The following is a 25501-nucleotide window of genomic DNA, read 5'->3' as shown; positions in this document are numbered from 1 at the left end:
CAAACCCAAGGCTTGACCGCGTCAAGCCTCGACCAGCGCGCGCGCGCGATACATCTCGCGGATGCTCACCTTGTCGATCTTCTCCGTGCCCAGCCGCGGCAGAGGCTCCGCCGAGGTCCAGATGCGCTGCGGCACCTTGAACGCGGCGATGTGCGCGAAGAGGAAGGCGCATAGCTCTTCCGGCGCCAGTTCCTCGCCGTCGCGATATTTGACCACCGCGCCCGGCACCTCGCCGAAACGCTCGTCGGGCAGGCCGAACACCGCGGCTTCAGCGACCGCGGGGTGTTCGTAGATCGCCGCCTCGACCTCCTGGCACGAGATATTCTCGCCACCGCGGATGATGATGTCCTTCTTGCGATCGACGATGAACAGATATCCCTCATCATCGAGATAGCCGATATCGCCGGTCAGGAAATAACCGTCGCTGGTATAGGCCTCGCGCGTCGCCTCGGGGCGGTTGTAATATTCGCGGAAGTTGCACACCGAACGGATGCCGACCTCTCCGCGCGCACCCGCCGCCACCGGTTTGCCGTGCCCGTCGAGGATCGCGAGATCGACCAGAGGCCGCGACGCACGGCCGGTCGAATTGGGCTTGGCGATGTAATTGCCGCGCCAATTGGCGCAGCCCACGCCGTTGGTTTCGGTCAGGCCGTAACCGAGCAGCGGCGCGCCTTGGCCGTTGGGGCCGCCCATCTCGTCCTTGATCCGCCGGACATGGTCGATCGGGCGCGGCGCGCCGCCGGCGGCGAAGTCGGACACGGTCGATAGATTATATTTCGAGCGGTTGGGATGAGTGAGCATCTCGAAGCTCATCAGCGGAACGCCGACGAAATAGGTCACATGCTCCGCTTCGATCAGCCGCATCGCCTCCTCCGCATCCCATTTCGGCATCAGCACGAGCTTTCGCCCCATCGCGAAGCTTTGCAGGAACACCGGCACCTCCGCAGTGACGTGGAACAGCGGCACGTTGAGCAGGGTCGCGTGCTGCGCCGGCGGCGACACGCCATCTTCGGTCGAGATGCCGAGCATGACCAATGCCTGGGTGAGATAGTTGAAGATCGCCTGCAGCACCGCGCGGTGATCGCTGATCGCGCCCTTGGACTGGCCGGTCGATCCGGAAGTGAACAGGATCGTCGCATCGTCGCCCCCCGCGAGCAGCGGCAGCGTTTCCGCCTGACCAAGACTGGTCACCGGCGCCAAAGCGGCGACGAGCGGCTGAAGATCGTCGATCGTCACGACCCGCGCGGTCAGGCCAGCGACCTCCGCGAGGCGTTTGGCGCGCGGCGGATCGGCGAAGACCAGGCTGCATTCGACATCGCGCAGTGCCGCGTCGAGCTCGGCCGATTGCCACCAGCCATTGAGCAGGGTGGCGATGCCGCCGGCCATGACGATGCCCATGTAAAGCGCGATCCAGCTCGGCGAATTGCGCATCGCGATGCCGATCCGGTCACCCTTTTGTATGCCGAGCTCCCCGGACAAAGCGCCCGCGACCTGCTGCGCGAGGCTATAGACCTCGGCGAAAGTGAGCCGCTCGGGACCGGCAACCAGAAAGGTCTTGTCGGCATGTTCAGCGCAGTAATGCGCGAAATACCAGGATAGAGCGGGCGGCGCGGTGGCAATCATCGGCACCTCGACACCGAACCGGTCGAGCGACACAGTCGTCAGCGGCAGCGGCGCACCCTCTCCGCTCAGCTTGCCCAGCCCTTCGTCCATTCGCCGGTCAAGCTCGGTGCGCATGCTCTCTCCTATTGGTTCTCGGGACCAGCCCCTTTATGGAGACTGGAAAGCCCGGGGAAAAGCCTTGATCCTGACTGCCGCCACCGCCGTACAGACGCACATGACGTTCAGCAGTCTCGGGCTCGATCCCGTGGCGCTCGACCTTGGTTTCTTCCAGATCAAATGGTATTCGATCGCCTACATCACCGGCATCATGGTCGGCTGGTGGTATCTGCTCAAGCTGATCGCCCAGCCCGGCGCCCCGATGGCGCGGCGCCATGCCGACGATCTGGTCTTTTATGCGACGCTCGGCATCATCCTGGGTGGGCGAATCGGTTATGTGATCTTCTACGCGCCCGAGATGTTTCTGACCCCGACGCACATCCTGCGGCTGTGGGACGGCGGCATGTCGTTCCATGGCGGGGTGATCGGCACCAGTATCGCGCTGGTCCTGTTCGCGCGCAAGAACGGGCTGAACTGGCTGCGCATCCACGATTATGTCGCCTGTGTCGTGCCGTTCGGTCTGTTCTTCGGGCGACTCGCCAATTTCGTGAACGGCGAATTATGGGGCAAGCCGAGTAATGTCGCCTGGGCGATCATCTTCGATCGTGGCGGCGGGCCGATCGCGCGCCATCCGAGCCAGCTCTACGAAGCCGCGCTGGAGGGGATCGTGCTGTTCGCAGTCCTGGCGTTCGCCTTCTGGAAGACCAAGGCACGCTACGATCCGGGCAAGCTCGTCGGCATCTTCGTCGCCGGCTATGGTATCGCGCGCTTCGTCGTCGAATTCTTCCGCGAGCCCGATTCGCAATTTGCCGGCACGTTCGTCGAATCGACCGGCCTGCATATGGGGCAATGGCTGTGCGTGCCGATGATCCTGGGCGGCGCATACCTGATCGCCACCGCCGCGAAACGGCGCGAGCGGGTCGAGCCGATCGCCGGCACCGAGAGCGTCGCTTGAGTTAATTTAGCCGCGACCCTTTCCGCCGGTCGTGTCGAGCGACGTCGAGAAACGGCCGCTGGCACTTGCCCTAATGTCTCGATGTCACTCGACACGACCGGAAAGGGGGTTCCGATGACTGAAGACGCGCCCCTTCCGGAGCGGATCGCCCGCGCGATCACGCTCGCCGGGCCGATCCCGATCGCGCATTTCATGGGCGCGGCCAACGCGCATTATTATGCGACGCGCGACCCGCTTGGCGCGGCCGGCGATTTCGTCACCGCGCCGGAGATCAGCCAGATGTTCGGCGAGCTGATCGGCCTGTGGTGCGCCGATCTGTGGGATCGCGCCGGACGGCCCGATATCGCCTGGGTCGAGCTTGGCCCGGGACGCGGCACGCTTGCCGCCGATGCGCTGCGGGCGATGGCGACGGTCGGGCTGGCACCGCCGGTGCATTTCGTCGAGACCAGTCCGGTGCTGCGCACCGCGCAAGCCCGGCGTGTGCCGCACGCCAGCTGGCACGACAGCGTTGCCACCTTGCCGGCCAATCGGCCGCTGGTGGTCATCGCCAATGAATTCTTCGACGCGCTGCCGATCCATCAGCTGGTGTGTACGACCGGCGGTTGGCACGAGCGGCTCGTCGCCTGTCAGGACCTGTTGTTTCTGCCGATCGCGGGCAAGCAGGTGCCCGAGGCGATCCTGCCGATCCGGCTGCGCGCGGCGACGCCCGGATCGATCGTCGAAACATCGCCGGCAAGCGTCGCGATCATGCGCGAGCTGAGCGCTCGGATCGTCGCGCAGGGCGGCGCGGCGCTGGTGATAGATTATGGTTATGAAGGGCCGGCGATCGGCGACACGTTGCAGGCGGTACGCGCGCATGGTTTCGTCAATCCGTTCGATAACCCCGGCGAGCATGACCTGACCGCGCATGTCGACATGGCGACACTCGCAATTGCAGCACGCGCCGAGGGCGCGATCGCGAGCGGCCCGGTGACGCAAGGCGTGCTGCTCGACACGCTGGGCATCGCCGCCCGCGCAAGCGCACTTGCCGCCGCCGCGCCGGATCGTGCCGCGGGCATCGCCGCCGATCGCGAGCGACTCGCCGCGCCCGCGGCGATGGGCGATCTGTTCAAGGCGATCGCGATCACCGCGCCCGGCTGGCCGGCCCCGGCGGGCTTCGCATGATCAGCTATCGGGATGCCCGCACGATCGACGGGCCGGCGCTGTCGGCGATGGCGCGGCGCAGCTTCACCGAGACGTTCGGCACGCTGTACCGCCAGTCCGATCTTGCCGCGTTCCTGGACGACGCGTTCGGCGCGAACGGTCTGCCCTCGCAATTGTCCGATCCCGATTTCGCGGTCCGGCTCGCACTCGATGGCGACCAGATCATCGGCTTCGTCAAGATGGGGCCGGTGACCTTTCCCGGCGAATGGCGGCCCGACGCGATCGAGCTTTATCAATTCTATGTACTGGGTCCGTGGCAGGGTCAGGGTGTCGCGCAGGAGTTGATGGTATGGGCGCTGGAGCATTCGCGCTCGCATGGCGCGAAGGAAATCATCCTCAGCGTCTATGTCGACAATCATCGCGCACACCGATTCTATCAACGCTACGGCTTTCGCGATATCGGCCGCTACGCGTTTCGCGTCGGCGAAACCGTGGATGACGACAATCTGATGAGGCTCGTCCTGTGACCGATCTCGAATACCGCACCCCGACCCCGAACGATGGCGCCGCCCTGTCGGCAATGGCCCGCGACAGTTTCGCCACCACCTTCGCGACCAAGATCGCGCCGGCCGAAATGGGCGCCTATCTCGATCTGGCTTATGGTCCGGCCGGGCATATGCAGCGTGATCTGGCCGATCCGGCGATTCTCTGGCGCGCGGCGTTTCTGGGCGTGACCCCGGTCGGTTACATCAAGATCATGCCGATGAGCCTGCCCTATGACGCAGCCCTGCCCGGCGCGCTCGAGGTGCGCCAGCTTTACGTCAATGAGGACGCGAAGGGCGCCGGCATCGCCGCCGCACTGATGGCATGGGCGATCGACACGGCCCGCGCACGTGACGTGGGCGAACTCTATCTTGCCGTGTTCGACGACAATAAACGCGCGGTGCGTTTCTATTCGCGGCACGGTTTCGCCAAGGTCGGCCGGTTCGACTTCGTCACCGGCGGACAGGTGTATGACGATGGCATCTGGAGGCTAGCGCTGTGAGCGAGGTCGAAGTGATCCGCAGCGGCGCGCTGGGCAGCGTGCCGCACGGTTTTCTCGGACGGCGCGGCGGCGTCTCGACCGGTATCCATGCCGGGTTGAATGTCGGCATCGGATCGGACGACGAGCCGGATGCCGTGACCGAAAACCGCGCGCGCGCGGTCGACGCCGTGCTGCCGGGCGCAAGCCTGGTTACGGTGTTTCAGATCCATTCCGCCGATGTGATCGCCGTCACGGCACCGCCGACCGAGCGCCCGCGCGGCGATGCGCTGGTCACCGACCGGCCTGGCCTGTTGCTCGGCATCCTGACCGCCGATTGCGCGCCGGTGCTGTTCGTCGATGCGCAAGCCGGTGTGATCGGCGCGGCGCATGCCGGTTGGGAGGGTGCGATCGGCGGCGTCACCGATGCGACGATCGCGGCGATGGAGACACTCGGGGCACGGCGCGAGCGGATCGCAGCGGCGGTCGGACCGTGCATCGCACGCGCCAGTTACGAGGTCGATGACGGCTTCATGCGGCGTTTCGGAGAGGACGACCCCGCCAACGAACGCTTCTTCGCGCCCGGCAAGCCGGGGCATCACCAGTTCGACCTCGAGGCCTATGTCGTCGCGCGCCTCGCCGCCGCCGGACTGACGCGAATCGAGGCGCTGGGACTCGACACCTATGCCGACGAGAATCGCTTCTTCAGCTTCCGCCGCGCAACGCACCACGGCGAGCCGGGTTATGGGCGGCAGATCTCGTTGATAGGATTGAAAACCTAATCCCACGTCCCCGTCGACGAGGCTAATTCGCATTCATCCACCCGGTATCAAATGCGACTATCCCGCGTTAGACAGGTCATCATTTCATCCGGACACCCGAACCATGGCAATCAAGAACGAAACCGAAGCCGACCTGACCGGCGTCCCCGCGCGCGGTAAACCCAAGGCGAGCATCGAGAAGATCGGCGACCGCAAATTGAAGCCATCGACCATGATGATGGGCCATGGCTATGACCCAATGCTGTCGGAAGGCGCGCTAAAGCCACCGATCTTCCTCACCTCGACCTTCGTCTTCCCCAACGCGGCGGCGGGCAAGCGCCATTTCGAAGGCGTCACCGGCAAACGTCCCGGCGGCGCCGAGGGGCTGGTCTATTCGCGCTTCAACGGGCCGAACCAGGAGATTCTCGAGGATCGCCTCGGCATCTGGGAGGAGGCCGAGGACGCGCTCGCTTTCTCCTCCGGCATGTCGGCGATCGCCACCCTGTTCCTGTCAATGGTCAAGCCGGGCGACACGATCGTCCATTCCGGCCCGCTCTATGCCGCGACCGAGACATTGATCGCGCGCATCCTCGGCCGGTTCGGCGTGCACTGGCTCGACTTCCCGGCGGGCGCGACGCGCGAGGAGATCGATGCCGTGCTGTCCAAGGCATCGAGCGGCAATGTCGCGCTGATCTATCTCGAAAGCCCGGCCAACCCGACCAATGCGCTGGTCGATATCCAGGCGGTGGCGGCAAGCCGCGACGCGATCTTCAAGGGGGCCAAGCCGCCGATCGCGATCGACAATACATTTCTTGGCCCGTTATGGCTCAAGCCATTGCAGCACGGCGCCGACATCGTCGTCTATTCGCTGACCAAGTACGCAGGCGGGCATAGCGATCTCGTCGCGGGCGGCGTGCTCGGGTCGAAGGAGCACATCAACACGATCCGGCTGATGCGCAACACGATCGGCACGATCTGCGACCCCAACACCGCCTGGATGCTGATGCGCAGCCTCGAGACGCTCGAACTGCGCATGAGCCGCGCCGGCGAGAATGCGGTCAAGGTGTGCGAGTTCCTGCGCACCCATCCCAAAGTCGAGCGCGTCGGTTATCTCGGTTTCCTGGAGAGTACGCCGGGGATGGAACGCCAGGCCGATATCTATCGTCGCCACTGCACCGGTGCAGGCTCGACCTTCTCGCTGATCGTCAAGGGCGGCGAGAAGGAGGCGTTCGCGTTCCTCGACGCGCTCAAGATCGCCAAGCTCGCGGTCAGCCTGGGCGGGACCGAGACGCTCGCCAGCCATCCGGCCGCGATGACGCATCTTTCGGTGCCCGACGCGCGCAAACAGGCACTTGGCATCACCGACAACCTTGTGCGAATCTCGATCGGCGTGGAAGATGCGGACGACCTGATCGCCGATTTCGAACAGGCATTGGAGGCGATTTGAGCGACAGCGCGGATGTGATGGAGGGCGTCGACCCCGGGCAAATGCTCGGCGATTTCACGACGCCCTTATGGTTTCCGCGCTATCGCGAAGGCGTCTGGGGTCCCTGGTCGCTGCGTGTGATCGCGATGAGCGGCGCGCGCGGTTATTGGGGGCGGACCTATAGCCTCGACGGTACGGCGATCCTGATGGGTCCGTTCGAGAAGGACGCTGCCGCCTGGATGTCGATCGTGCCGATGGAGATCGAAAGCCAGGAGATCGGCATCGCCGCCGCGCACGGGCACACCGTGGTGCTCGGACTCGGCATGGGGTGGTGCGCGGCCAATGTCGCGCTCAACCCCGCGGTGACCCGCGTCACGGTGGTGGAGCGCGATCCCAATGTCATCGCGCTGATCGGGACGCTGCGCGTGTTCGGCCAGTTGCCCGAAGCGGCGCAAGCCAAGATCGCCGTGGTGCGGGACGATGCGCTGACCTGGCGGCCCGGCGACATGGTCGACAGCCTGCAGGCGGATATCTGGGCGAAGTTCGTCGAGCCGCAGAAATGGGACGATGTCCGGCGGATGCAGGACAATATCGGCGCTGGCTCGATCTATTTCTGGGGACAGGAAATGGAGCTGTGGCGCCTCGCCTGCCGGGCGCGCGGCGCGCTGCCGGAGCGGCTGGAGGAGGGCGAGCGTGCCACGCTGATGGCGCAGACTGGCCTGCCACTGATCGACCAGGGCGGCCCAGGGTATGACGAGCGCATCGCCGAGGCATCGCGCTGGTGGACGCCCAAGGAGGAGGGGTGGTGGGACGAATGAAGATCGAACCGGGAGTTGCGTGCCTTGTCGCGAGCGCCTTGGTATCGATCGCTGCCGCGCCGCCGCCAGCGAAATCGAACCGCCTGATCATTCAGCCCGAACGCGCGCTCTATCCGGCGGAAGTTCTGGCCGCCGGGCTGGAAGGCGATGTCGATGTCACGCTGGAAGTCAGCGCAACCGGCGAACTCGCATGCCGGGCAAAGGCCGGCGGGGCGCTGGCGCCACTGAAGCGACCAAGCTGCATGCTCATCGCACAACGCGATATCTTCGGACCCTCGACCGATGCTTCCGGGAAGCCGGCACCGGCAAGCTATGAGGCGACGGTCAGATGGCGTGTCGCAACGGACAACAGTCAGTTCGGCGGCGCTATTCCTATTTCGCGAGAGAATTGGGTTCGCCATTTCGATCACCCGCCTGAACAACTCCGCACCATGATCACCGGGAAAGTGAAGGTCGAATTCGCGATCACGCCGTTCGGACGGGTCGGTGAATGCCGCGTCGTCAAGACGAGCTACAGCACCAACCTCGACGCCGCGGTCTGCCCATTGCTGCTGAAGCGCGCGGTATTCCTGCCCGCGCTCGCCCCCGATGGATCGGCCCAGGCCGCACGTGGGTGGTTCAACGTCAATTGGGCCAATGGTGGATATCACGATGATTTTTCGGTCGATGGCGGGCCCTGAGAATCGCGGCCGGCTATTGCCTTGCGCGCGCACCTGCTCGCGGCAATGATGCCGCATGACCGATCTCGACAGCTTCATCACCGGCCTGCCAAAGGCCGAGCTCCATCTTCATATCGAGGGCAGCCTCGAGCCTGAGCTGATGTTCGCGCTGGCCGAGCGCAACCAGGTCGCGATCCCCTTCGCCAGTGTCGAGGAGGTGCGCGCGGCGTACAGCTTCTCGCGGCTGCAGGACTTTCTCGACATCTATTACAAGGGCGCTGACGTGCTGCGCACCGAACGCGATTTCCACGATCTCGCCACCGCCTATTTCGACCGCGCGGCGGCCGACGGGGTGATCCATGCCGAGATCATGTTCGATCCGCAGACGCACACAGCGCGCGGCATCTCGTTCGAGATCGTGATTGCCGGCCTGTTGTCGGGCATGGCTGAGGCGGAAGCTCGCCACGGCCTGACCTCGAAGCTGATCCTGTGTTTCCTGCGCCATCTCGACGAGGAGGATGCGTTCGCAACGCTCAAACTGGCCGAGCCCTGGATCGACCGGATCGCCGCGGTCGGGCTCGATTCGTCCGAGCTCGGCCATCCGCCGGAGAAATTCGCGCGGGTGTTCGCGGCGGCGCGAGCGCTGGGGCTGCGGCTGGTCGCGCATGCCGGTGAGGAAGGGCCGCCCGACTATGTCTACCAGGCGCTCGACCTGCTCGGCATCGACCGGCTCGACCATGGCAATCGCAGCCTGGAGGATCCGGTGCTGACCGCAAGGCTTGCGCGGACAGGCATGACGCTGACGGTGTGTCCGCTGTCCAATCTGAAGCTGTGCGTGGTCGAGAGCATGGACGCGCATCCGATCGACCGGATGCTTCGCGCGGGATTGCGCGCAACGGTCAATTCCGACGACCCGGCCTATTTCGGCGGTTACATCGCGGACAATTATCGCGCCGCCGCCGCCGGGCGCGGGCTCGATCTTGACGATCTGGTCGCGTTGGCGCGCAACTCCTTTCTCGGGTCGTTCCTCAACGATGACGAGGTCGCCGGGCACCTCGCGACGCTCGATGCCTATGTCGATGGGAACGCGGCATGACCATCTACACCCATATTCCGCAGGCGCAGTTCGTCGCCGATATCCGCGCGCTGGCGGGCCGGCTCGATAGCGGTGCGGGCTGGGATGCGGGCTGGAAGCCGACCTTCATCATCGGCATCGGCCGCGGTGGACTCGTGCCCGCGGTGTTCCTGAGCCATACCACCGGGCTGCCGATGCTGTCGGTCGATTTTTCGTCACAGGTCGAGGATTTCTCCGACGCGCCGCTGGTTCGCCTCGCGGCGCGTACGCGCGACGGCGAGCGATTGCTGTTCCTCGACGACATCAACGATACCGGCCGCACCATCGCCAATCTGCGCCGCGTACTGGCCGAGGCGGGCGCAGTACCGGGCAGCATTCGCTTCGCCACGCTGATCGACAATATTCGTTCCGACCAGCGCGTCGAATATCATGCGCGCGAGATCGACCGGTCGGTGACCAAGGACTGGTTTATCTTCCCCTGGGAAGCGGTCGCGCCCGATGTCGCGATCGCGCTGGATGCAGCGGCAGTGCCGGAACGCACGGCTTAGATCGGTCGGGCGCCGGCGGTGAGCGCGTCAACAAGAGGTCGGAGCGCGTCGATCAGCGGATCCAGCACAACCGGCTCCCCGTCCGGCCATACCGCCTCCAGCTCCGCGATCTCCATGCCGACCACCTCGAACGCGCTCAGTGCGTCGCATGCCGACCGAAGGTCTGCCAGCGTGAGCCCGCCCGGAACCTGATACTCGCTCGGAACGATGCCGGGTTCCAGCACATCGCAATCGAGGTGCAGATAAACTGGCCTGCCGGCCACCGCCGTCCGGAGGCGATCCGCCAGATCGGGGCCGCATTCCACCAGTTCGATCCGGCCGGCATCGATCAGCTCACGCTCGCTGCGATCGAGATCGCGGCTGCCGACCAGAATGACCTGATCAAGGGTCATGCCTGCGCCAAGGCCAGTCGCCCACATGCCCGCCGCGCCGCTCAAGACCATCCCGCCAAGATAACCCGTGCTGGTGCGGTCGGGTACGTTGCAATCGCCATGTGCATCGAACCAGACAATGGCAGCGGCAGGGCACCATTTCGAAATGACCGGCAAAGTCGCCAGGCCGGCGGCACAGCGAGGGAGAACGGTCAGCGCGCGACGCCTCTCGGACAGGGCTCGGTCGAGTTCGCGCGCGAGAAGCCGCAGGCCCGGCATCGCGGCGGGCAATTCAATCGTCCAATCCGCCGCAAGAGGCTTGCCGGGCGTTCCGACGACCTGAACCGGCAAGCGGGTTTCACGGGAAAGGCGCGTCGCGAGCAGGTCCACCCCGGCGGCGGCCCGGTCGTTCCGATCGCCGGCGCGGCCGACATAAGCGACAAGAGCCAAAGCAGGCAGGCCTTCAGGCGCGGCCTTTTCGGTCATCGAAGAGCAGGCGACGCGCGCCTCATCCGTCGCCGACGCGCTCGATATCCGCACCGACCGCCTGAAGCTTCTCCTCAAGCCGCTCATAGCCGCGATCGAGGTGATAGACGCGCTGCACCTGGGTTTCGCCCGATGCCACGAGGCCGGCGAGGATCAGGCTCATCGATGCGCGCAGATCGGTCGCCATCACTGGTGCGCCGACCAGCGGCGAGACGCCACGCACCACGGCGGTGCGGCCGCGCACCTGGATATCGGCACCCATCCGCGCCAGTTCGGGCACGTGCATGTAGCGATTCTCGAAGATCGTCTCGGTCAACACGCTGGCGCCGTCGGCCTGGGTCAGCATCGCCATGAACTGTGCCTGCATGTCGGTCGCGAAGCCCGGGAAAGGCGCGGTCGACAGAGTCAGCGGGCCAAGGCCGTTCGATGCCTCGACATAAAGGTTGCTGCCGCGCTCCTCTACCGTCACGCCGGCCTCGACCAATGCTGCGACCGTCGCGCGCATGTCGTGCATGCCGACGCCGACCAGCTCGAGCGCGCCACCGGTGATCGCGGCGGCGCAGGCATAGCTACCGGCCTCGATCCGGTCGGGCATCACGCGATAGGTCGCACCGTGCAGCCGGTCACGCCCCTCGATCTCCAGCGTCTCGGTGCCGATGCCCGAAATGCTCGCGCCCATCGCGACGAGCAGGTTGCACAGATCGACGATCTCGGGCTCGCGGGCGGCATTCTCGATGATCGAGCCGCCCTTGGCGGTGACCGCCGCCATGATGACATTCTCGGTCGCACCGACCGAGACGATCGGGAAGGTATATTTACCGCCCGACAGCCGGCCGCCTGGCGCGGTCGCCTTGACATAGCCGGCGGCCATTTCAAGATTGGCGCCGATCGCCTCAAGCGCCTTCAAATGCAGATCGATCGGCCGGTTGCCGATCGCGCAGCCACCGGGCAGCGACACCGTCGCCTCTCCGGCGCGTCCGATCAGCGGGCCGAGCACCAGGATCGACGCGCGCATTTTCCGCACGATGTCATAGGGCGCTTCGGTCGATGTGAGCTTGCCGGCTCGGATCGTCATCACCCGACCGAAATCTTCCGGCCGCGATCCCTCGATCTGAGTCGAGGCGCCGAGCTGGTTGAGCAGATGCCCGAAGCTGTCGACATCGGCGAGCCGCGGCAGGTTGCGCAAGGTCACCGGCTCGTCGGTGAGCAGTGCGCACGGCATCAGCGTGAGGGCTGCGTTCTTCGCGCCGGAGATGGGCAGTTTGCCCGAAAGGCGATTGCCGCCGCGGATGAGAATTCGGTCCATGCCGAGCTTCTATCGCGTGTGCGCGGCGGCGCAACCGCCGCGTCGCGATGGATCAATCTCTCCATCGCGCCGGTGCGATGCTCGATCGACTTTAATGCGCGGATTCTCCCGTAATGCTCTGAGGTTACGCGGTCGGGGGGAAGCTTGGGTGTCTGGTAGTTGTTTCGCCGAGCGTTTGGGCGACATGGTGAGTTTGACCCCGGCCGAGCGACACGTGCTCGAGCGGCTGGAGGAGCGTGAGCGCCACCTTCGGCGCGGCGCGGCACTGATCCGCGAGAACGACCGCGCGAGCGAGATGTTCGTGCTGCGCAAAGGCATGATGATGAGTTCGGTGCTGCTCGACGACGGCAGCCGGCAAATCCTGCGCTTCCTGTTTCCCGGCGACATGCTCGGCATATCGAGCCTCGTCTATCGCGAAGCGCCCGAGACGCTGACCGCGTTGACCGATTGCGTCGTGTGCCCGTTCGAACGCTCGGCCATGTCGACGCTGATCTGCGGGCATCCCCGCCTCGCCGCACTGATCATAGTCTATAACCAGATCGAGCGCGCCGCGCTGACCGACCGGCTCGCGGCGCTGGGGCGGACATCGGCCAAGGCGCGCGTCGCGGCGGTGCTGATCGAACTGGGCAACCGCATGCGGGACAAGGCGATCGACGTGAGCTTCATCCTGGGCCTGACGCAGGAGGAAATCGGCGACGCGACCGGGCTGACCGCGGTTCATGTCAACCGTATGCTGCGGCAGTTGGAGGAAGAAGGGTTGATTGCGCGAGAGGCAGGGCGGGTGTCGTTCCTCGACGAACGCGCGCTGGCGCGGGCGGCGAATTATGTCGATCGTTATGCCGGACTCGATCTGGGGTGGTTGCCTGCTTCGGTGGAGTGAGGGCGCGATCGCAAACCCGGGAATCCCCCCGGCCTATGCCTTTTCCAGCGTGCATTGCAGCGGATGCTGATTCTGCCGCGCGAATTCGGTGACCTGCGCGACCTTGGTCTCGGCAACTTCATAGCTGAAAGTCCCGCACACCCCGACGCCCTTTTGATGGACATGGAGCATCACGCGCGTCGCGGCCTCCATATCCATGCGGAAGAAGCGCTGCAGCACGAGGACGACGAATTCCATCGGCGTGTAGTCGTCGTTAAGCAGCAGCACGCGGTACGGTGTCGGTTGTTTGGTGCGGACGCGGGTGCGCGTGGCGACGCCTAGGCCGGTGCCTTCGTCGTCACCACCGGTACCGCCCTCGTCGGGGCCTTCGGCCATCGCCTTGATGTTGAGCTGATCGATCATGAAGTTCGAAAATATGGCATGGCGCGCCGTCAGGGCAAGGGGGTGCACACAAGTTAGGGTTGTTTTGGCCGTGAGTTCCCCGGCTTTCATCGCCCACCGTTCACCCTTCGAGGCATGTTGCCCGGCACTCGAACGACCGGAGTCCTGATTTTATCCAGGCGCGACATATCGGGACGCTAGTCGAAGACTTTCGCCACATCGTCGGTATTGAGATCGCCATGCCGCATCGCGAGAGCAGCGCGCACGCCGTTGATCAGCACGACCAGCATCACGATGTTGACGACGATGCCGGGGATACCGATCAGCGTAACGAGCTTCGCGACGATTTCGATCGCGAGCAAAAGCGCCGCGACCCCGCCCCAGATAATCCCCTTGCCGGCACGCAAGCGGAACCCGGCAACGACGAACACGAGCATTTCACCAGCCATGGCAGCTAGCACACCGATCAATTCTTCCTTCGATCCCAGATGCGTCCCGATAGCCAGCGCCATGCCAACGACACAAAAACCCGCCGCGATGAAACAGGCAAGGCCGCCATTCTGCGCCGCACTCTGCGCGCCGTCCTCAGTTGTCAGGTCGATGTTCCAGAACGCCATGTCGATTCCCCCATTTACCCCATATGGGCAGCCTAGCACGACACGGTGCGCCGTCGAGGGATCGGAAGAAAATTGGCAGTGACGGCTTTCGCCCTGGGGATGGCGAAGATGTTTTTCGTCAGCGCAAACGAAAAGGGCGGCCCCTTGCGGGACCGCCCTTTCCTGATCGGTTCGATTGCTCGCGATTAAGCGGCGATCTTGACCTTCTCGACTGCGACGGCGACACGGTTCGAGATCGGCTGAGCGACCTCGCCGGCCAGCTTCAGCATGGCTTCGGTGTTCTTCGAGGCCTGCGCGACGATCGCATCAAAGGACGAACGGACATAGTCGCTATGCAGCTTGAAGAAATCGGTCGGCGACTTGACGGCCGACAGGCTCTTCAGCGCGGCGGTCGCGCCTTCGAACTGCTTGCGGCTGTAGTCGGCGGCGTCCTGGCCCATGGTCTCGATGCCCTTGGCAGCGATCTTGCCCGATTCGACAATGGCTTCGATGTTGCCCTTGCTGAACTCGTTGATTTCCTCGAACGCCTTGGTGCTCTTCTCGATAGCGGTCTTGGTGCGATCGTTCGCATCGGCGAACAGGGTCTTGGCCTTCTCGGTGGCGGTCTTCAGCGTGGCTTCCATGACATTCACTTCCTTCTGGATGACGGCCTTCGCTTTAGCGACGACCGGCTTGATTGCGGTGATCTTGAGTGCGGGCTTCGATGCAGCCGGCTTGACCGTCACTGGCTTGACGAGCTTTGCAGGCTTTTTGGCTGCCTTCGCGGCAACCTTCTTCTTGGCCACCGGCTTGCGCACGGGAGCGGTAATGGCCTTGACGGGCTTTGGGGCAGCCTTGGCCACTGCCTTGGCGACCGGCGCCGGCTTGGTTTCGACCTTAGGGGCTTCGACCTTAGGGGCTTCGACCTTCGCTGCGGGAACCGGATCGGCCCGGGGCGCAGGTGCCGCTTCGGTCTTCACGACAGGAGCGGGTACTGCAGCCGTTTCGACAGCCTTGGCGGCCGCGTCGGTGATGGGCGAGTTGCTGGCCAAAACGGGCCTCCTTACATTCGTTGCTGCACTGCAATATAATTGCTGCGGCGCCAAACGCAAGTATCTTTGTTGCAATGCAACATAACCGTAACGACCTGAATTAAATTCGAAATAATGCAGGATATTAGCGCGCCCTGACATAGCTCCCCGGCGCATCTTCCAGCGCCTTGAGCTTGCCCTTGCCAGGCTGGCGCGCGGCGTTGGCCGGCACCACGCCGTCATCCTGATCGTGCAGCCAGCCGAGCCAGTCCGGCCACCAGCTGCCCTTGGTTTCGGTCGCGCCCGCGACGAACTCGGCGAGCGTCGTCACCGGCTGCGGATTGAGCCAATATTGGTATTTGTGCAGCGAGGGCGGGTTGACCACGCCGGCGATGTGGCCCGACCCGGCAAGCACGAACTTCATCGGCCCCGCAAAATGATGTGTGATGTTCCACACGCTTTCCGCCGGAGCGATATGATCCTCGCGCCCAGCCTGGATATAAGACGGCGTCTTTACCTTCGACAGGTCGATCGGCGTCCCGCCGGCGTTCAGCGCATTTGGCTTGGCGAGCAAATTGTCGCGGTACAGGTCGGTCAGATAGCTGAGATGCCATTTGCTCGGCAAATTGGTCGTGTCGCCGTTCCAGTGCAGCAGGTCGAACGGCGCATAATCCTGGCCCAACAGATAATTGTTGGTGACGTAGTTCCAGATCAGATCGCGCCCGCGCAGCAGATTGAAGGTCAGCGCCATGTAGCGCCCATCGAGGAACCCGTCGGGCGACATTTTGGCGATCATCGCGAGTTGTTCGTCATCGATGAAATTGAGAAGCTCGCCCGCGCCGGCGAAGTCGACCTGGGCGGTGAAGAAGGTCGCGCTCTTGACCTTGTCCGCTTCGCCCCGCGCGGCCAGCACCGCGAGCGTCGCGGCAAGCGTGGTGCCCGCAACGCAATAACCGATCGCATGCACCGCATCGACCTTCAGCGCGTCGCGAATCGTGTCGATCGCGTCGAGCTGCGCGGCGATATAGTCGTCCCACATGACGTCCTTCATGCCGGCGTCGGCCGATTTCCACGACACCATGAACACGGTGAGGCCCTGATCGACCGCCCAGCGGATGAAACTTTTCTCCGGCGTCAGGTCGAGGATGTAGAAGCGGTTGATCCAAGGCGGGAAGATCACCAGCGGTACGCCGAGCACCTTGTCGGTGGTCGGCGTATATTGGATCAGTTCGTATAGATCGGTGCGGTGCACGACCTTGCCCGGCGTCATCGCCAGATTGCGCCCGACCTCGAACGCATTCGGATCGGTATGGGTGAGCTGCCCCTTGCCGATATCGGCGAGCATGTTCTGCAGGCCTTTCAACAGATTCTCGCCACCGGTCTCGATCGTCTTTTCGAGCACTTGCGGGTTGGTTGCTGGGAAATTGCTCGGGCTCATCGCATCGAGGAAACCGCGCGCGGCGAAGCGCAACTGCCCCTTCTGCTTTGCATCCACGCCCGGCATCGCCTCGACGCCTTGCAGCAGATGGTCGGAGATCAGGAAATAGCTTTGCCGGATCCAGTCGAACATCGGGTTGTCGCGCCATGCCGCATCCTTGAAGCGCTTGTCGCGGGCATGTTCGGGTTTCTCCTCCGACGCCGGCGCGTGCGCCGGATCGAGGAAACGCTGCCAGAGAGTGAGGCTGTCCGTCCAAAAGGACTGCACGCGTTCGATCGTCGCCGTATCGTTGAAGCCGGGAATCACCGGCATGCCGCTCACCTCGGGCGGCGTCATTGCACCGAGCCCCTGTTCGAGCATCATCTGCTGCGCCCGGCCCATCACCCAGGTCCAGTGCTGAAGCTCCGCCAGGCTGGGCAAGGTCGGTATGGGCATGTCGATCTTGGCCATGGGATTCCTCAGGAGCTTCCTCGGGGTTTTCGGGCACCCTAACGCATGGCCGCGCTTGCGTCATTCCTGCCAAAGGAAGAAAGACGTAAGCAGGACAATACCGTCCCAGTGCAGAGAACCACTCATGTCCGACGATTTCTACCGCATCCGCCGCCTGCCGCCTTATGTCATCGCCGAAGTGAACGCGATGCGGGCCGAAGCGCGAGCGGGCGGCGAGGACATTATCGATCTTGGCATGGGCAATCCCGATCTGCCGCCGCCGCCGCATGTCATCGACAAATTGTGCGAAGTCGCGCGCAAGCCCGATGCGCATGGCTATTCCGCCTCCAAGGGCATTCCCGGCCTGCGCAAGGCGCAGTCGGGTTATTACAAGCGCCGCTTTGGCGTTGATCTGAACCCCGATACCGAGGTGGTGGTGACGCTCGGGTCGAAGGAGGGTCTCGCCAACCTCGCTCAGGCGATCACCGCGCCGGGCGATGTCGTGCTCGCGCCCAATCCGAGCTATCCGATCCATACCTTCGGTTTCATCATTGCGGGCGCCACGATCCGCAGCGTGCCAACCACCCCCGACGAGCATTATTTCGAGGCGCTGGAGCGGGCGATGGCCTTTACCGTGCCGCGTCCGAGCGTGCTGGTGATGGGCTATCCGTCGAATCCGACCGCCGAGGTCGTCGATCTCGCCTTCTACGAGCGCGTCGTGGCGTTCGCCAAGGAGCACAAGCTCTGGGTGCTGTCGGACCTCGCTTATTCCGAGCTTTATTATGACGGCAAGCCGACCCCCTCGATCCTGCAGGTGCCCGGCGCCAAGGACGTCGCGGTCGAATTCACCTCGCTGTCGAAGACCTATTCGATGGCCGGCTGGCGAATCGGCTTCGCGGTCGGCAATCCGACGCTGATCGCCGCGCTGACGCGGGTGAAATCCTATCTCGATTATGGCGCCTTCACCCCGATCCAGGCCGCCGCGGTTGCCGCGATCAACGGACCGCAGGATATCGTCGAGCAGAATCGCAAGCTCTACCAGCATCGCCGCGACGTGCTGGTCGAAAGCTTCGGCCGCGCCGGATGGGACATCCCCTCACCGCGCGCGTCGATGTTCGCCTGGGCCCCGCTGCCACCGGCGCTTGCCCATCTCGGCAGCCTCGAATTCTCCAAGCAATTGCTGACCCATGCCAAGGTCGCGGTCGCCCCGGGTGTCGGTTACGGCGAAAATGGCGAAGGGTTCGTGCGCATCGCGATGGTCGAGAATGAACAGCGCCTGCGCCAGGCGGCGCGCAACGTGAAAAAATATCTCCAGAGCATGGGGGTCAACACTCCCGCCAGTTCCGGGGCTCGTTCGGCCTGATGTTGTTGTTCAACTGATGTTTCTGTTTCGAGGTGTCGAAAGTCATCCCCGGTCGTTCATCAAGGCGGTGTCGTGGCGCGCGCTGGGGAGCATCGACACCTTCATCCTGAGCTACCTGTTCACCGGCAGCGCGAAATCGGCCGGTGCGATCGCGGGCACGGAGGTCTTCACCAAGATCATCCTGTTCTATTTCCACGAGCGCGCCTGGTCGCTGGTGCGCTGGGGTCACCGGGCCGAGGATCCGGCGGTGCGCGACCAATCGGGCGAGGGCGCGACGCCGGTCTGATGACCCGGTTCGCGGGAGCCGGATTGACGCGCCCCCCGCCGCGCGTCATCGAGGCGCCATGACCGACAGAATCGCCACCAAGCTCGCCGAACTCGGCCTCGTCCTGCCCGAAGCAGCAGCGCCGATCGCCTCCTATGTCCCGGCCGTCGAAGCGGGCGGACTGCTCCATATCTCGGGCCAGCTGCCGTTCAAGGATGGCGCGGTGATGACCGGACGGCTCGGCGAGGACCAGGATCTCGCTTATGGCCAGGAAGCGGCGCAGCGTTGCGCACTGATGCTGGTCGCACAGATGAAGCTGGCACTTGGCGGCCTCCACCGCGTCGAGCGCATCGTGAAGCTCGGTGTATTCATCAATTCGGCGGGTGGCTTCACCGATCAGCCCAAGGTCGCCAATGGCGCGTCGGACCTGATGGTCGCCCTGTTCGGCGATGCCGGCAAGCATGCGCGCAGCGCGGTCGGCGTACCGGCGCTGCCGCTCGGCGCGGCGGTGGAGATCGACGCGATCATCAAGATCGCTGATTAACACGACGCCACGGGTTGGAGCGGGAGGCCACCGCCTCTACCTAAGAGGCAATGACCGCCGTCACTGCCCGAATCGCCCACGGCGTCGCCGCCATCGCGCCCGCCGAGTGGGATGCGTGCGCTGGCGCGGGCAATCCCTTTCTGTCACATGCCTTTCTCTCGATCCTCGAGGAATCAGGCAGCGTCACGCCGCAGACCGGGTGGCAGGCGATCCCGATCGTCATCGACAGCGCCGACGGCACGCCCGGAGCGATCGCGCCGGCCTATGCCAAGAGCCATAGCCAGGGTGAATATGTCTTCGACCATGGCTGGGCCGATGCGTGGGAGCGCGCCGGGGGGACCTATTATCCCAAGCTGCAGATTGCGGTGCCGTTCACGCCGGTGCCCGGCCCGCGGCTATTGCTGCGCGACCCGGCACTGGCCGCGCCGTTGATCGCGGCGATCGAGGCGGTGACCGACCAGCATGGCCTGTCCTCCGCTCATGCCACTTTTGTGAAACTCGACCAGTTGCCGCTGTTCGAGGCGGCGGGCTGGCTGATCCGCACGGGGACGCAATTCCACTGGCAGAATGACGGATATCGCAGCTTCGATGATTTCCTTGGCCGCCTCGCCAGCCGCAAGCGCAAGGCGATCCGCAAGGAACGCGCCGACGCGGTCGAGGGTCTGACGATCCGCCATGTCACGGGCAGCGAGATCAGCGAGGCGGACTGGGACGCCTTCTGGATTTTCTATCAGGACACCGGATCACGCAAATGGGGCCACCCCTATCTGACCCGCGAAGCCTTTACGCTGCTCGGCCAGCGCATGGGCGATGACATATTGCTGATCCTCGCCGAGCGCGACGGGCGGGCGATCGCCGGCGCGCTCAACCTGATCGGCGCGGACACATTGTACGGGCGCTACTGGGGATGCACCGAGGAGGTGCGGTTCCTCCATTTCGAGCTTTGTTATTACCAGGCGATCGACGCGGCGATCGCGCGCGGGCTGGCGACGGTCGAGGCCGGCGCGCAGGGCGAGCACAAGCTGGCGCGTGGTTATGTGCCGGTCACAACCTGGTCGGCGCATTATATCCCGGATCCGAATTTCCGCCGCGCGATCGCCGATTTCCTCGAGCGCGAACGGGAATCGGTCGAGTCCGATCAGGAATATCTGACCGAGCTCACCCCGTTCAAAAGGGCACCCGCCTGACATATTTCGGGTAGAGTTCGTCGTCGGCGACGTTCGGACCGCGCTTCGAATGATCGACCTTGAACAGCACGCTGTCCCCGTCGCGCCACACCTCGATCAGGCCAGCATTGAATTTCGCATCATATTTAGGCGGCTGGATCAGCCAGACATAATCGAACGCGTCGCGCGGGAAGCGCGCCAGCGCACGACCGATCGGGCGCCACCATTCGCGCGGGCATTGCGAGCTGGTCACGATCTGCGACGGATCATGTGCGAAGCGTAGCGCCCTGGTGTATTTCGCTGTGAGCAATTGCGCGCCGGGCATCGACCATTGGTCGTTGGTGTAGGCGATGCGCCGTTCGAGCGCGATCGCCGGAAGATGTTCGACCCGCGACATCAGCCATTGATTGCCGCAAACCTCGCCGACGAAACTGACCAGCCGCGCACCAACCGGCACATGCTCCAGCGCCTGCAATTCGTGATCATATTTCTTGTCGAACATCCAGTAGCTGACGGTCCCTGCGCCGATCCGGACGAGGAAGAAGGCGCAGCCGAGCACCGCCAGCGTCGCTGTGCCGCGTGCCGACAGGCCTGGCCGGGGCCGAAGCGAGATCACCGCGATCGCGAGCATGAACGGCGCGAGCCGCATATCGGCATAGGCTGAGCCGAACACGATGCGCGGCAGCACGATGAACACCGCGAGCAGGAACAGCGCCGACAGGCCGAGATTGCGCGAATATTCGATGCTCGGGTCGCGAAAACCCTTGAACAGGATGAGGAATAGGACCGCGGTCGAGGCGATGTCGAAGAACGGCCACCGGTCCTTCAGGACCATGGTCAGCCAGCCCATCTTGGCGCGCCAGTTGAACCAGTCGGTGGTCTGGCCGGCGACATGGTTGCCGGTGCGCCAGGCGACCATCAACAGCATCGGCAGCGCCAGCGGCAGGCAGCTCAGCCCGGCGCGCACCCAGGCCCTGGCCCAGCGCCGCCATCCCTTGCCGCGGATCGCGTCATGCTGGCGGATCATCTCGGCCGAAAAGGCGAGCACGCCGAGCACGCCCCAGCCGAAAGTGTGGCACAGCCACAACAGGCAGGAGAGCGGCACGAAGATCGCCGCACGCAGCCTGAGTCGACCGAGCCGTCCCAGCCGCAGCCATAAAGCGAAGGCGTTGAGCGCGATCGCCATCGCCAGCGCAAAATTGACGAAGCCGAACTGAAACGGAAAACTATAGGCCAGCGGCAAGGCGAACAAAGCGGTCGCCGGGATGCGGCCATGCACCTCTCGCGCGATCCACAACAGGCCGAGGACGGTCAGGGCGGGAATGGCGATGACGATCAGCTTGACCGCCAGTTCGAGCCCGAAAATCGGGGTCAGTGGGATGACCAGCAGGTCGACGCCGAGATTGCCGATCAGCGACCAGTTAAAATCATACCAGTCGCGCAGCCATGGATAGGTGCCGATGTCGAGCTGAACACGGTAGCGGCCCATATGACCGGGCAGATCGACCAGAGGCGGAATATCGGGCTTGAGCAACGGAATGATCGACACGAGCACCATCAACGCCACGAACCAGCGCGTCTGCCACCAGAGTAGCTTCGGATCGGGTGGGCGATGTGTCGACATAATCCTAGTTACTTCGCCTTTGCGCCGGTTGCGGCATAACCCGATAGAGCGCGGAACGGCCATTGGTCCAGACCGGTATCAGATCCGCGGCTCGCGTCTGCCTGATCGGGAAGCCGATCGTCCAGACATATGAGAAAGTCCCGCGATCGAAGCTCGCCAGCGCTCCGTCGAAATCGGTAATGTGAAGATCGCTGCCGAGCGGAAAAACGAGTTGCGACGGGTCACGATCGAAGGGCATCGCCGCAGGATGGATCGGGCGGATCAGTTGCTGCCCCGGTATCGACCATTGTTCGTTGGTAAAGATGTGGCGGCGCGCGATCGCCAGTCCCGCGATATGGCCGAGCCGGCGATTGTCCCAATCGGCCGGCGAAGGCTCCTGCACCAGAGTCAGTACCGACGAACCTGTCGGGATCGCGGCCAGTGCGCCAAGTTCGACCTGTTGCGCTCGCGCGAAAAGGGTCAGCGCCGCGATCGAGGTAACCGTACGCAACGCGAAGAAACCGGTGCCGGCCAGAGCAAGCCGTGACTCGAGACGCCCTTCTCCCGGGGCCACGCGGATCGCGATCAGCGCTAGCGCCACGACCCACGGGAGCAGTCGCATGTCGACATAGGAACCGCCGGCGTAAAGGCGCGGCAAGAGGATGAACGCAGCAAGGCCGAGCAAGGCGGGAATGCGCAGGATCGGCGAAAAGCTCAGGCGGCGCGAGCGGATCGCGGTCCATAAAAGGAGTGCGAGCACGACGACGCAGCCGACGTCATAGAGCTTCCATCGTTCGCGCAACATCGACGCGACCCACTGCGCCTTGGCCAGCCAGTGGAACCAGTCTCCGGTGTCGCCAACCAGCGTGACTCCCCCAGACATTGCCAATATTTGCGGCCAGGCCATCGGGATGCATACAAGAGCTGCGAGCAATGCCGGGCGTACCCCCCGTGCGCCGGCATCACGCCGCAAGGCCCATTCCGCCCCAAACACGAACAGACCCAGCATCGCCCAGCCAAAGCTGTGACACAGCCAGACCATACCGGCGACCGGCACAAAGAGCAGGATCCGGACCCAGAGCGGCGCGATGCGCGCCAGCCTGATCCACAACGCGAGTCCGGCCAGGGAAAGAGTCGCGGCAAGCGTGAAATTGACGAAGCCGAGCTGAAAGGGAAACGCATAGACCAAGGGCAATGCGAATAATGTCGTGGGTTGAACACGCCCATGCACTTCGCGCGCCAGCCAGAGCATCGCTGCGACGGCCAATGGCGGGATCAGGGTGACGACAAGGCGCATGGCCGGTTCAACATCCAGCAATGGCCTTAGCGCCCGCACCAGCAGGTCGATGCCGAGATTTCCGATCAATGCCCAGTGCACCGCATAATGGCTCGATAGCGGTGCCACACCAGCGTCAGCCAGAATCCGATAGCGGCCGATATGGCCCGGCAGATCGGTCAAAGGCGCGACAGGGAGTGATATAAGAGGCAGCATCGAAGCGATAAGCGCGACGGCCACGAACCAGCGCGTCTGCCACCAGAGCAGCCTGTCGGTATCCCCGTGCATGGTCACCGCCTTACCGCGATGAACGCGGCGCAAACAAGCGCGGCTCGACGGTAAAAAGGGTCAAACCCTCGCTATTCTTGCCCGTCGGCCGCATCCAGGGTGGAATCCGGCCCTGGCGGAGCTGCGCGAGCAGATGGTCGGGGTTGCCCGACATCGCCGCACCGAGTTCGTCGAAACTGCCCGGACACAGCGCGATATAGCGAAGCCGCCAGCGTTGTGCGATCGATCGCGCCTGATCGGGCGTGCCGAGGAAGAAGCGATAAACCGCAACATTGCCGGCATTGTTGCGATGATAGGGCGCTCCGACCACCGTCAACCGGGTCGCGGCAAGCGCATAGGCGCCGAGATCGAGCGGCGCGATCAGCCGTCCTTCGGGCAGCGCGCCGAATTCGGCCAGCGCCTCTGGCGACGTGCAGCCCGGCCCGGCCCGAGTCGAACCCTGGCCTTCCGATTGCGGCACGAAAGCATTGACGGCGAGTGGGTAGAGCATGCCGGCCGAGCCGAGCCATGCTGCGGTGAGCCATAACGAACCGCGCCGCCGCGCGACCGCGATCACCGCCGCGAGCGCGGGCGCGGCGAGGATCGCGCCGGCATAGGCCCCGCGCAATTGCAGGCAGCTGAGCATCAGCGCGGCAAGCTGAAACGCGAGCAGCACCGACCAGAAACCGTCACGCGTCGCGCGCAACCGCCAAAGACTTGCGGCAAGCCCTGCGACCATCAGCCCGGCATAACCGATCGCCACCTCTGGGCGCGCGGCAAACAGAGGTTGCGCCTCGCCGACATTGGCGAGCCACAGGCGGTTGAGCATCGGATCCACCCCGCCATAGGGCGCCAGGCATGACGGCGCGACGAGCCACAGGCCCGATGTTGCGGCAATCCCCAGCGCGACGGCCAGGCCGGTGCGGACATCGCGCCGTGCGCTGGCGTAACCGGCGATCGCGAGCACGATCGGTGCGAACGCGGCGAATTGGGTCGCGCGCCACACGATCGCGGTGAAGCCGTCGCACCCGGCGAAATCGAATTGTTCGGTCTTGAGCACGGTATTCGCGGCAAGCAGCCCGGCGGCGAGTGCGATGCCGAAACCCATCAACGCGTCGTCCGCGCCCCGCCGCCCCGAGATCCAGCCGATCACCAATATGATCGCCGCCGCGGCGAGCAACGGCAAGGTCTCCAAGCCGATCGCAATGCTTGCCGCCGCCGCCAGTCCGGCGGTGAGGCCCCGCGACATGTCCGGGACATGGACCAGCGCATGGACGATGACGAGCAACAGCACGACCTGAAGTCCGTGATGATCGATTCTGCCGGGCAGGAAGATCGTCGTCGCCGGATAGGCGATCGCCGCCACGACCAGCGCGGTGCGGGCGATCTCGGCGCCGCCCAGTGCGCGCGTGATGCGAGCGGTCAGCAGCAGGGCTCCGGCCAGCAGCAGCGTTGGCCAGACGATCACCGCGGCGATTTCGGCAAGGTGCCGGCCAGTGAAGGGAGACAGCGCGACGATGATCCCGCCCGGCACCAGGTCTGGCAGGCGCGACCAGTGCATCGCAAGGCCGGGCGACGCGCCCAGGCGGTGCTGCGCGAGATCGGAAAAACGCTGCCCGCCGAGCCAGTCGCGGATCTGCTGCAAGCGCATGACATCGTCGGTGTCGGGCAGGCGCAGCGCGGACAATTGATGCCAGTCGCGAAAGCTCCAGGCGGCGGCGAGCAGCAACGCCAGGACGAACGCGGCCAGCGCGTCCCCCTTCATGCCCTGCCGATTACCATAGTCCATCCGCGCGCTCTACGCGCCCACGGTTAAATTGCCGTTCCCGGCGTTAACCGATGGGAATGAGATGAAGGCAAGCGCTTCGCTGCCGGCCAACCCCTTGTATCTAGACGAGCACGGCTCGTTTCTGCTGGAAGCGACTGAGCGCCGGGGTGGGTGGCCACCCACCCCGGCGCGGCGGCGATGTCGCC

At 64.5% G+C, this 25501-nt stretch carries 25 protein-coding genes; 15 read left to right on the top strand and 10 right to left on the bottom strand.

Annotated features, from left to right (window positions below; all coding sequences use genetic code 11):
• Positions 1-21: 21 nt before the first annotated feature.
• Entirely contained in the window at positions 22-1737 is a 1716-nt protein-coding gene (locus tag ACVWZA_RS15745) for a class I adenylate-forming enzyme family protein (protein WP_457312207.1), read from the bottom strand.
• Positions 1738-1837: 100 nt separating this feature from the next.
• Between ACVWZA_RS15745 and lgt the strand changes: the two genes are divergently transcribed.
• The 10 genes from lgt (at position 1838) to ACVWZA_RS15695 (ending at position 10125) form a co-directional block, all read left to right on the top strand.
• Complete coding sequence (lgt, locus tag ACVWZA_RS15740) at positions 1838-2674, top strand: prolipoprotein diacylglyceryl transferase (RefSeq protein WP_457312271.1); 837 nt, start codon at positions 1838-1840, stop codon at positions 2672-2674.
• A 114-nt stretch (positions 2675-2788) separates the two neighbouring features.
• The gene (locus ACVWZA_RS15735) at positions 2789-3838 is read left to right on the top strand and encodes a class I SAM-dependent methyltransferase (protein WP_457312206.1); all 1050 of its coding nucleotides are present in this window, start codon (positions 2789-2791) and stop codon (positions 3836-3838) included.
• Entirely contained in the window at positions 3835-4344 is a 510-nt protein-coding gene (locus tag ACVWZA_RS15730; RefSeq protein WP_457312205.1) for an N-acetyltransferase family protein, read from the top strand. The genes ACVWZA_RS15735 and ACVWZA_RS15730 overlap by 4 nt, the downstream gene beginning before the upstream one ends.
• On the top strand, positions 4341-4862 hold the full coding sequence (locus ACVWZA_RS15725) for an N-acetyltransferase family protein (RefSeq protein WP_457312203.1): 522 nt from the start codon (positions 4341-4343) through the stop codon (positions 4860-4862). Before ACVWZA_RS15730 ends, ACVWZA_RS15725 begins: the two co-directional genes overlap by 4 nt.
• On the top strand, positions 4859-5620 hold the full coding sequence (gene pgeF / locus ACVWZA_RS15720; protein ID WP_457312202.1) for a peptidoglycan editing factor PgeF: 762 nt from the start codon (positions 4859-4861) through the stop codon (positions 5618-5620). The genes ACVWZA_RS15725 and pgeF overlap by 4 nt, the downstream gene beginning before the upstream one ends.
• A gap of 103 nt (positions 5621-5723) precedes the next feature.
• Positions 5724-7046 (top strand): cystathionine gamma-synthase family protein, encoded by a 1323-nt coding sequence (locus ACVWZA_RS15715; RefSeq protein ID WP_457312201.1) that lies wholly within the window; start codon positions 5724-5726, stop codon positions 7044-7046.
• A complete protein-coding gene (locus ACVWZA_RS15710; RefSeq protein ID WP_457312200.1) occupies positions 7043-7843 on the top strand; it encodes a hypothetical protein in 801 nt (266 codons plus the stop codon). The genes ACVWZA_RS15715 and ACVWZA_RS15710 overlap by 4 nt, the downstream gene beginning before the upstream one ends.
• Complete coding sequence (locus ACVWZA_RS15705) at positions 7840-8523, top strand: energy transducer TonB (protein WP_457312199.1); 684 nt, start codon at positions 7840-7842, stop codon at positions 8521-8523. Before ACVWZA_RS15710 ends, ACVWZA_RS15705 begins: the two co-directional genes overlap by 4 nt.
• Before the next feature lie 55 nt (positions 8524-8578).
• A complete protein-coding gene (locus ACVWZA_RS15700) occupies positions 8579-9598 on the top strand; it encodes an adenosine deaminase (RefSeq protein ID WP_457312198.1) in 1020 nt (339 codons plus the stop codon).
• Complete coding sequence (locus ACVWZA_RS15695) at positions 9595-10125, top strand: phosphoribosyltransferase (RefSeq protein ID WP_457312197.1); 531 nt, start codon at positions 9595-9597, stop codon at positions 10123-10125. Before ACVWZA_RS15700 ends, ACVWZA_RS15695 begins: the two co-directional genes overlap by 4 nt.
• Here ACVWZA_RS15695 and ACVWZA_RS15690 read toward each other — a convergent pair.
• Both ACVWZA_RS15690 and murA read right to left on the bottom strand, forming a co-directional pair.
• Positions 10122-10982 (bottom strand): arginase family protein, encoded by an 861-nt coding sequence (locus ACVWZA_RS15690; protein WP_457312196.1) that lies wholly within the window; start codon positions 10980-10982, stop codon positions 10122-10124. The two genes, ACVWZA_RS15695 and ACVWZA_RS15690, sit on opposite strands and share 4 nt — an antisense overlap.
• Before the next feature lie 22 nt (positions 10983-11004).
• Positions 11005-12288, bottom strand: a complete 1284-nt coding sequence (gene murA / locus ACVWZA_RS15685) for a UDP-N-acetylglucosamine 1-carboxyvinyltransferase (RefSeq protein WP_457312195.1) — start codon at positions 12286-12288, stop codon at positions 11005-11007.
• A gap of 184 nt (positions 12289-12472) precedes the next feature.
• On the opposite strand from murA, the gene ACVWZA_RS15680 reads away from it, so the two are divergent.
• Positions 12473-13168: a Crp/Fnr family transcriptional regulator gene (locus tag ACVWZA_RS15680; protein WP_457312194.1), complete on the top strand. Its 696-nt coding sequence runs from the start codon at positions 12473-12475 to the stop codon at positions 13166-13168.
• Positions 13169-13201: 33 nt separating this feature from the next.
• Here the strand turns inward: ACVWZA_RS15680 and clpS are convergent, their stop codons facing one another.
• The 4 genes from clpS to ACVWZA_RS15660 form a co-directional block, all read right to left on the bottom strand.
• A complete protein-coding gene (gene clpS / locus ACVWZA_RS15675; RefSeq protein ID WP_457312270.1) occupies positions 13202-13543 on the bottom strand; it encodes an ATP-dependent Clp protease adapter ClpS in 342 nt (113 codons plus the stop codon).
• Between the two features lie 203 nt (positions 13544-13746).
• A complete protein-coding gene (locus ACVWZA_RS15670; RefSeq protein WP_457312193.1) occupies positions 13747-14166 on the bottom strand; it encodes a hypothetical protein in 420 nt (139 codons plus the stop codon).
• 185 nt (positions 14167-14351) lie between these two features.
• Entirely contained in the window at positions 14352-15197 is an 846-nt protein-coding gene (locus tag ACVWZA_RS15665) for a phasin family protein (protein ID WP_457312192.1), read from the bottom strand.
• A gap of 124 nt (positions 15198-15321) precedes the next feature.
• Positions 15322-17064, bottom strand: coding sequence for a PHA/PHB synthase family protein (locus ACVWZA_RS15660; RefSeq protein ID WP_457312191.1), 1743 nt, complete (start codon positions 17062-17064; stop codon positions 15322-15324).
• A gap of 124 nt (positions 17065-17188) precedes the next feature.
• Here ACVWZA_RS15660 and ACVWZA_RS15655 point away from each other — a divergent pair, with 124 nt between their 5' ends.
• The 4 genes from ACVWZA_RS15655 to ACVWZA_RS15640 are packed head-to-tail and all read left to right on the top strand — an operon-like array spanning position 17189 to position 20402.
• Positions 17189-18406, top strand: a complete 1218-nt coding sequence (locus ACVWZA_RS15655) for an LL-diaminopimelate aminotransferase (protein WP_457312190.1) — start codon at positions 17189-17191, stop codon at positions 18404-18406.
• Between the two features lie 16 nt (positions 18407-18422).
• Positions 18423-18692 (top strand): DUF2061 domain-containing protein, encoded by a 270-nt coding sequence (locus ACVWZA_RS15650; RefSeq protein ID WP_457312189.1) that lies wholly within the window; start codon positions 18423-18425, stop codon positions 18690-18692.
• 58 nt (positions 18693-18750) lie between these two features.
• Positions 18751-19215 (top strand): RidA family protein, encoded by a 465-nt coding sequence (locus tag ACVWZA_RS15645; protein WP_457312187.1) that lies wholly within the window; start codon positions 18751-18753, stop codon positions 19213-19215.
• Between the two features lie 50 nt (positions 19216-19265).
• Complete coding sequence (locus ACVWZA_RS15640; protein WP_457312186.1) at positions 19266-20402, top strand: GNAT family N-acetyltransferase; 1137 nt, start codon at positions 19266-19268, stop codon at positions 20400-20402.
• Here the strand turns inward: ACVWZA_RS15640 and ACVWZA_RS15635 are convergent.
• Genes ACVWZA_RS15635 through ACVWZA_RS15625 form a run of 3 tightly spaced genes read right to left on the bottom strand, consistent with a single transcriptional unit; the run spans position 20383 to position 25316 of the window.
• A complete protein-coding gene (locus ACVWZA_RS15635; protein ID WP_457312185.1) occupies positions 20383-22005 on the bottom strand; it encodes a hypothetical protein in 1623 nt (540 codons plus the stop codon). The two genes, ACVWZA_RS15640 and ACVWZA_RS15635, sit on opposite strands and share 20 nt — an antisense overlap.
• A 4-nt stretch (positions 22006-22009) precedes the next feature.
• Positions 22010-23548 (bottom strand): hypothetical protein, encoded by a 1539-nt coding sequence (locus ACVWZA_RS15630; RefSeq protein ID WP_457312184.1) that lies wholly within the window; start codon positions 23546-23548, stop codon positions 22010-22012.
• A gap of 10 nt (positions 23549-23558) precedes the next feature.
• Positions 23559-25316 (bottom strand): hypothetical protein, encoded by a 1758-nt coding sequence (locus ACVWZA_RS15625; RefSeq protein WP_457312183.1) that lies wholly within the window; start codon positions 25314-25316, stop codon positions 23559-23561.
• Positions 25317-25501: the final 185 nt, after the last annotated feature.

Source organism: Sphingomonas sp. UYAg733 (assembly GCF_054057355.1).
Note: the sequence above shows the minus strand (reverse complement) of the source record. Positions and strands in the feature narration are given on the sequence as shown.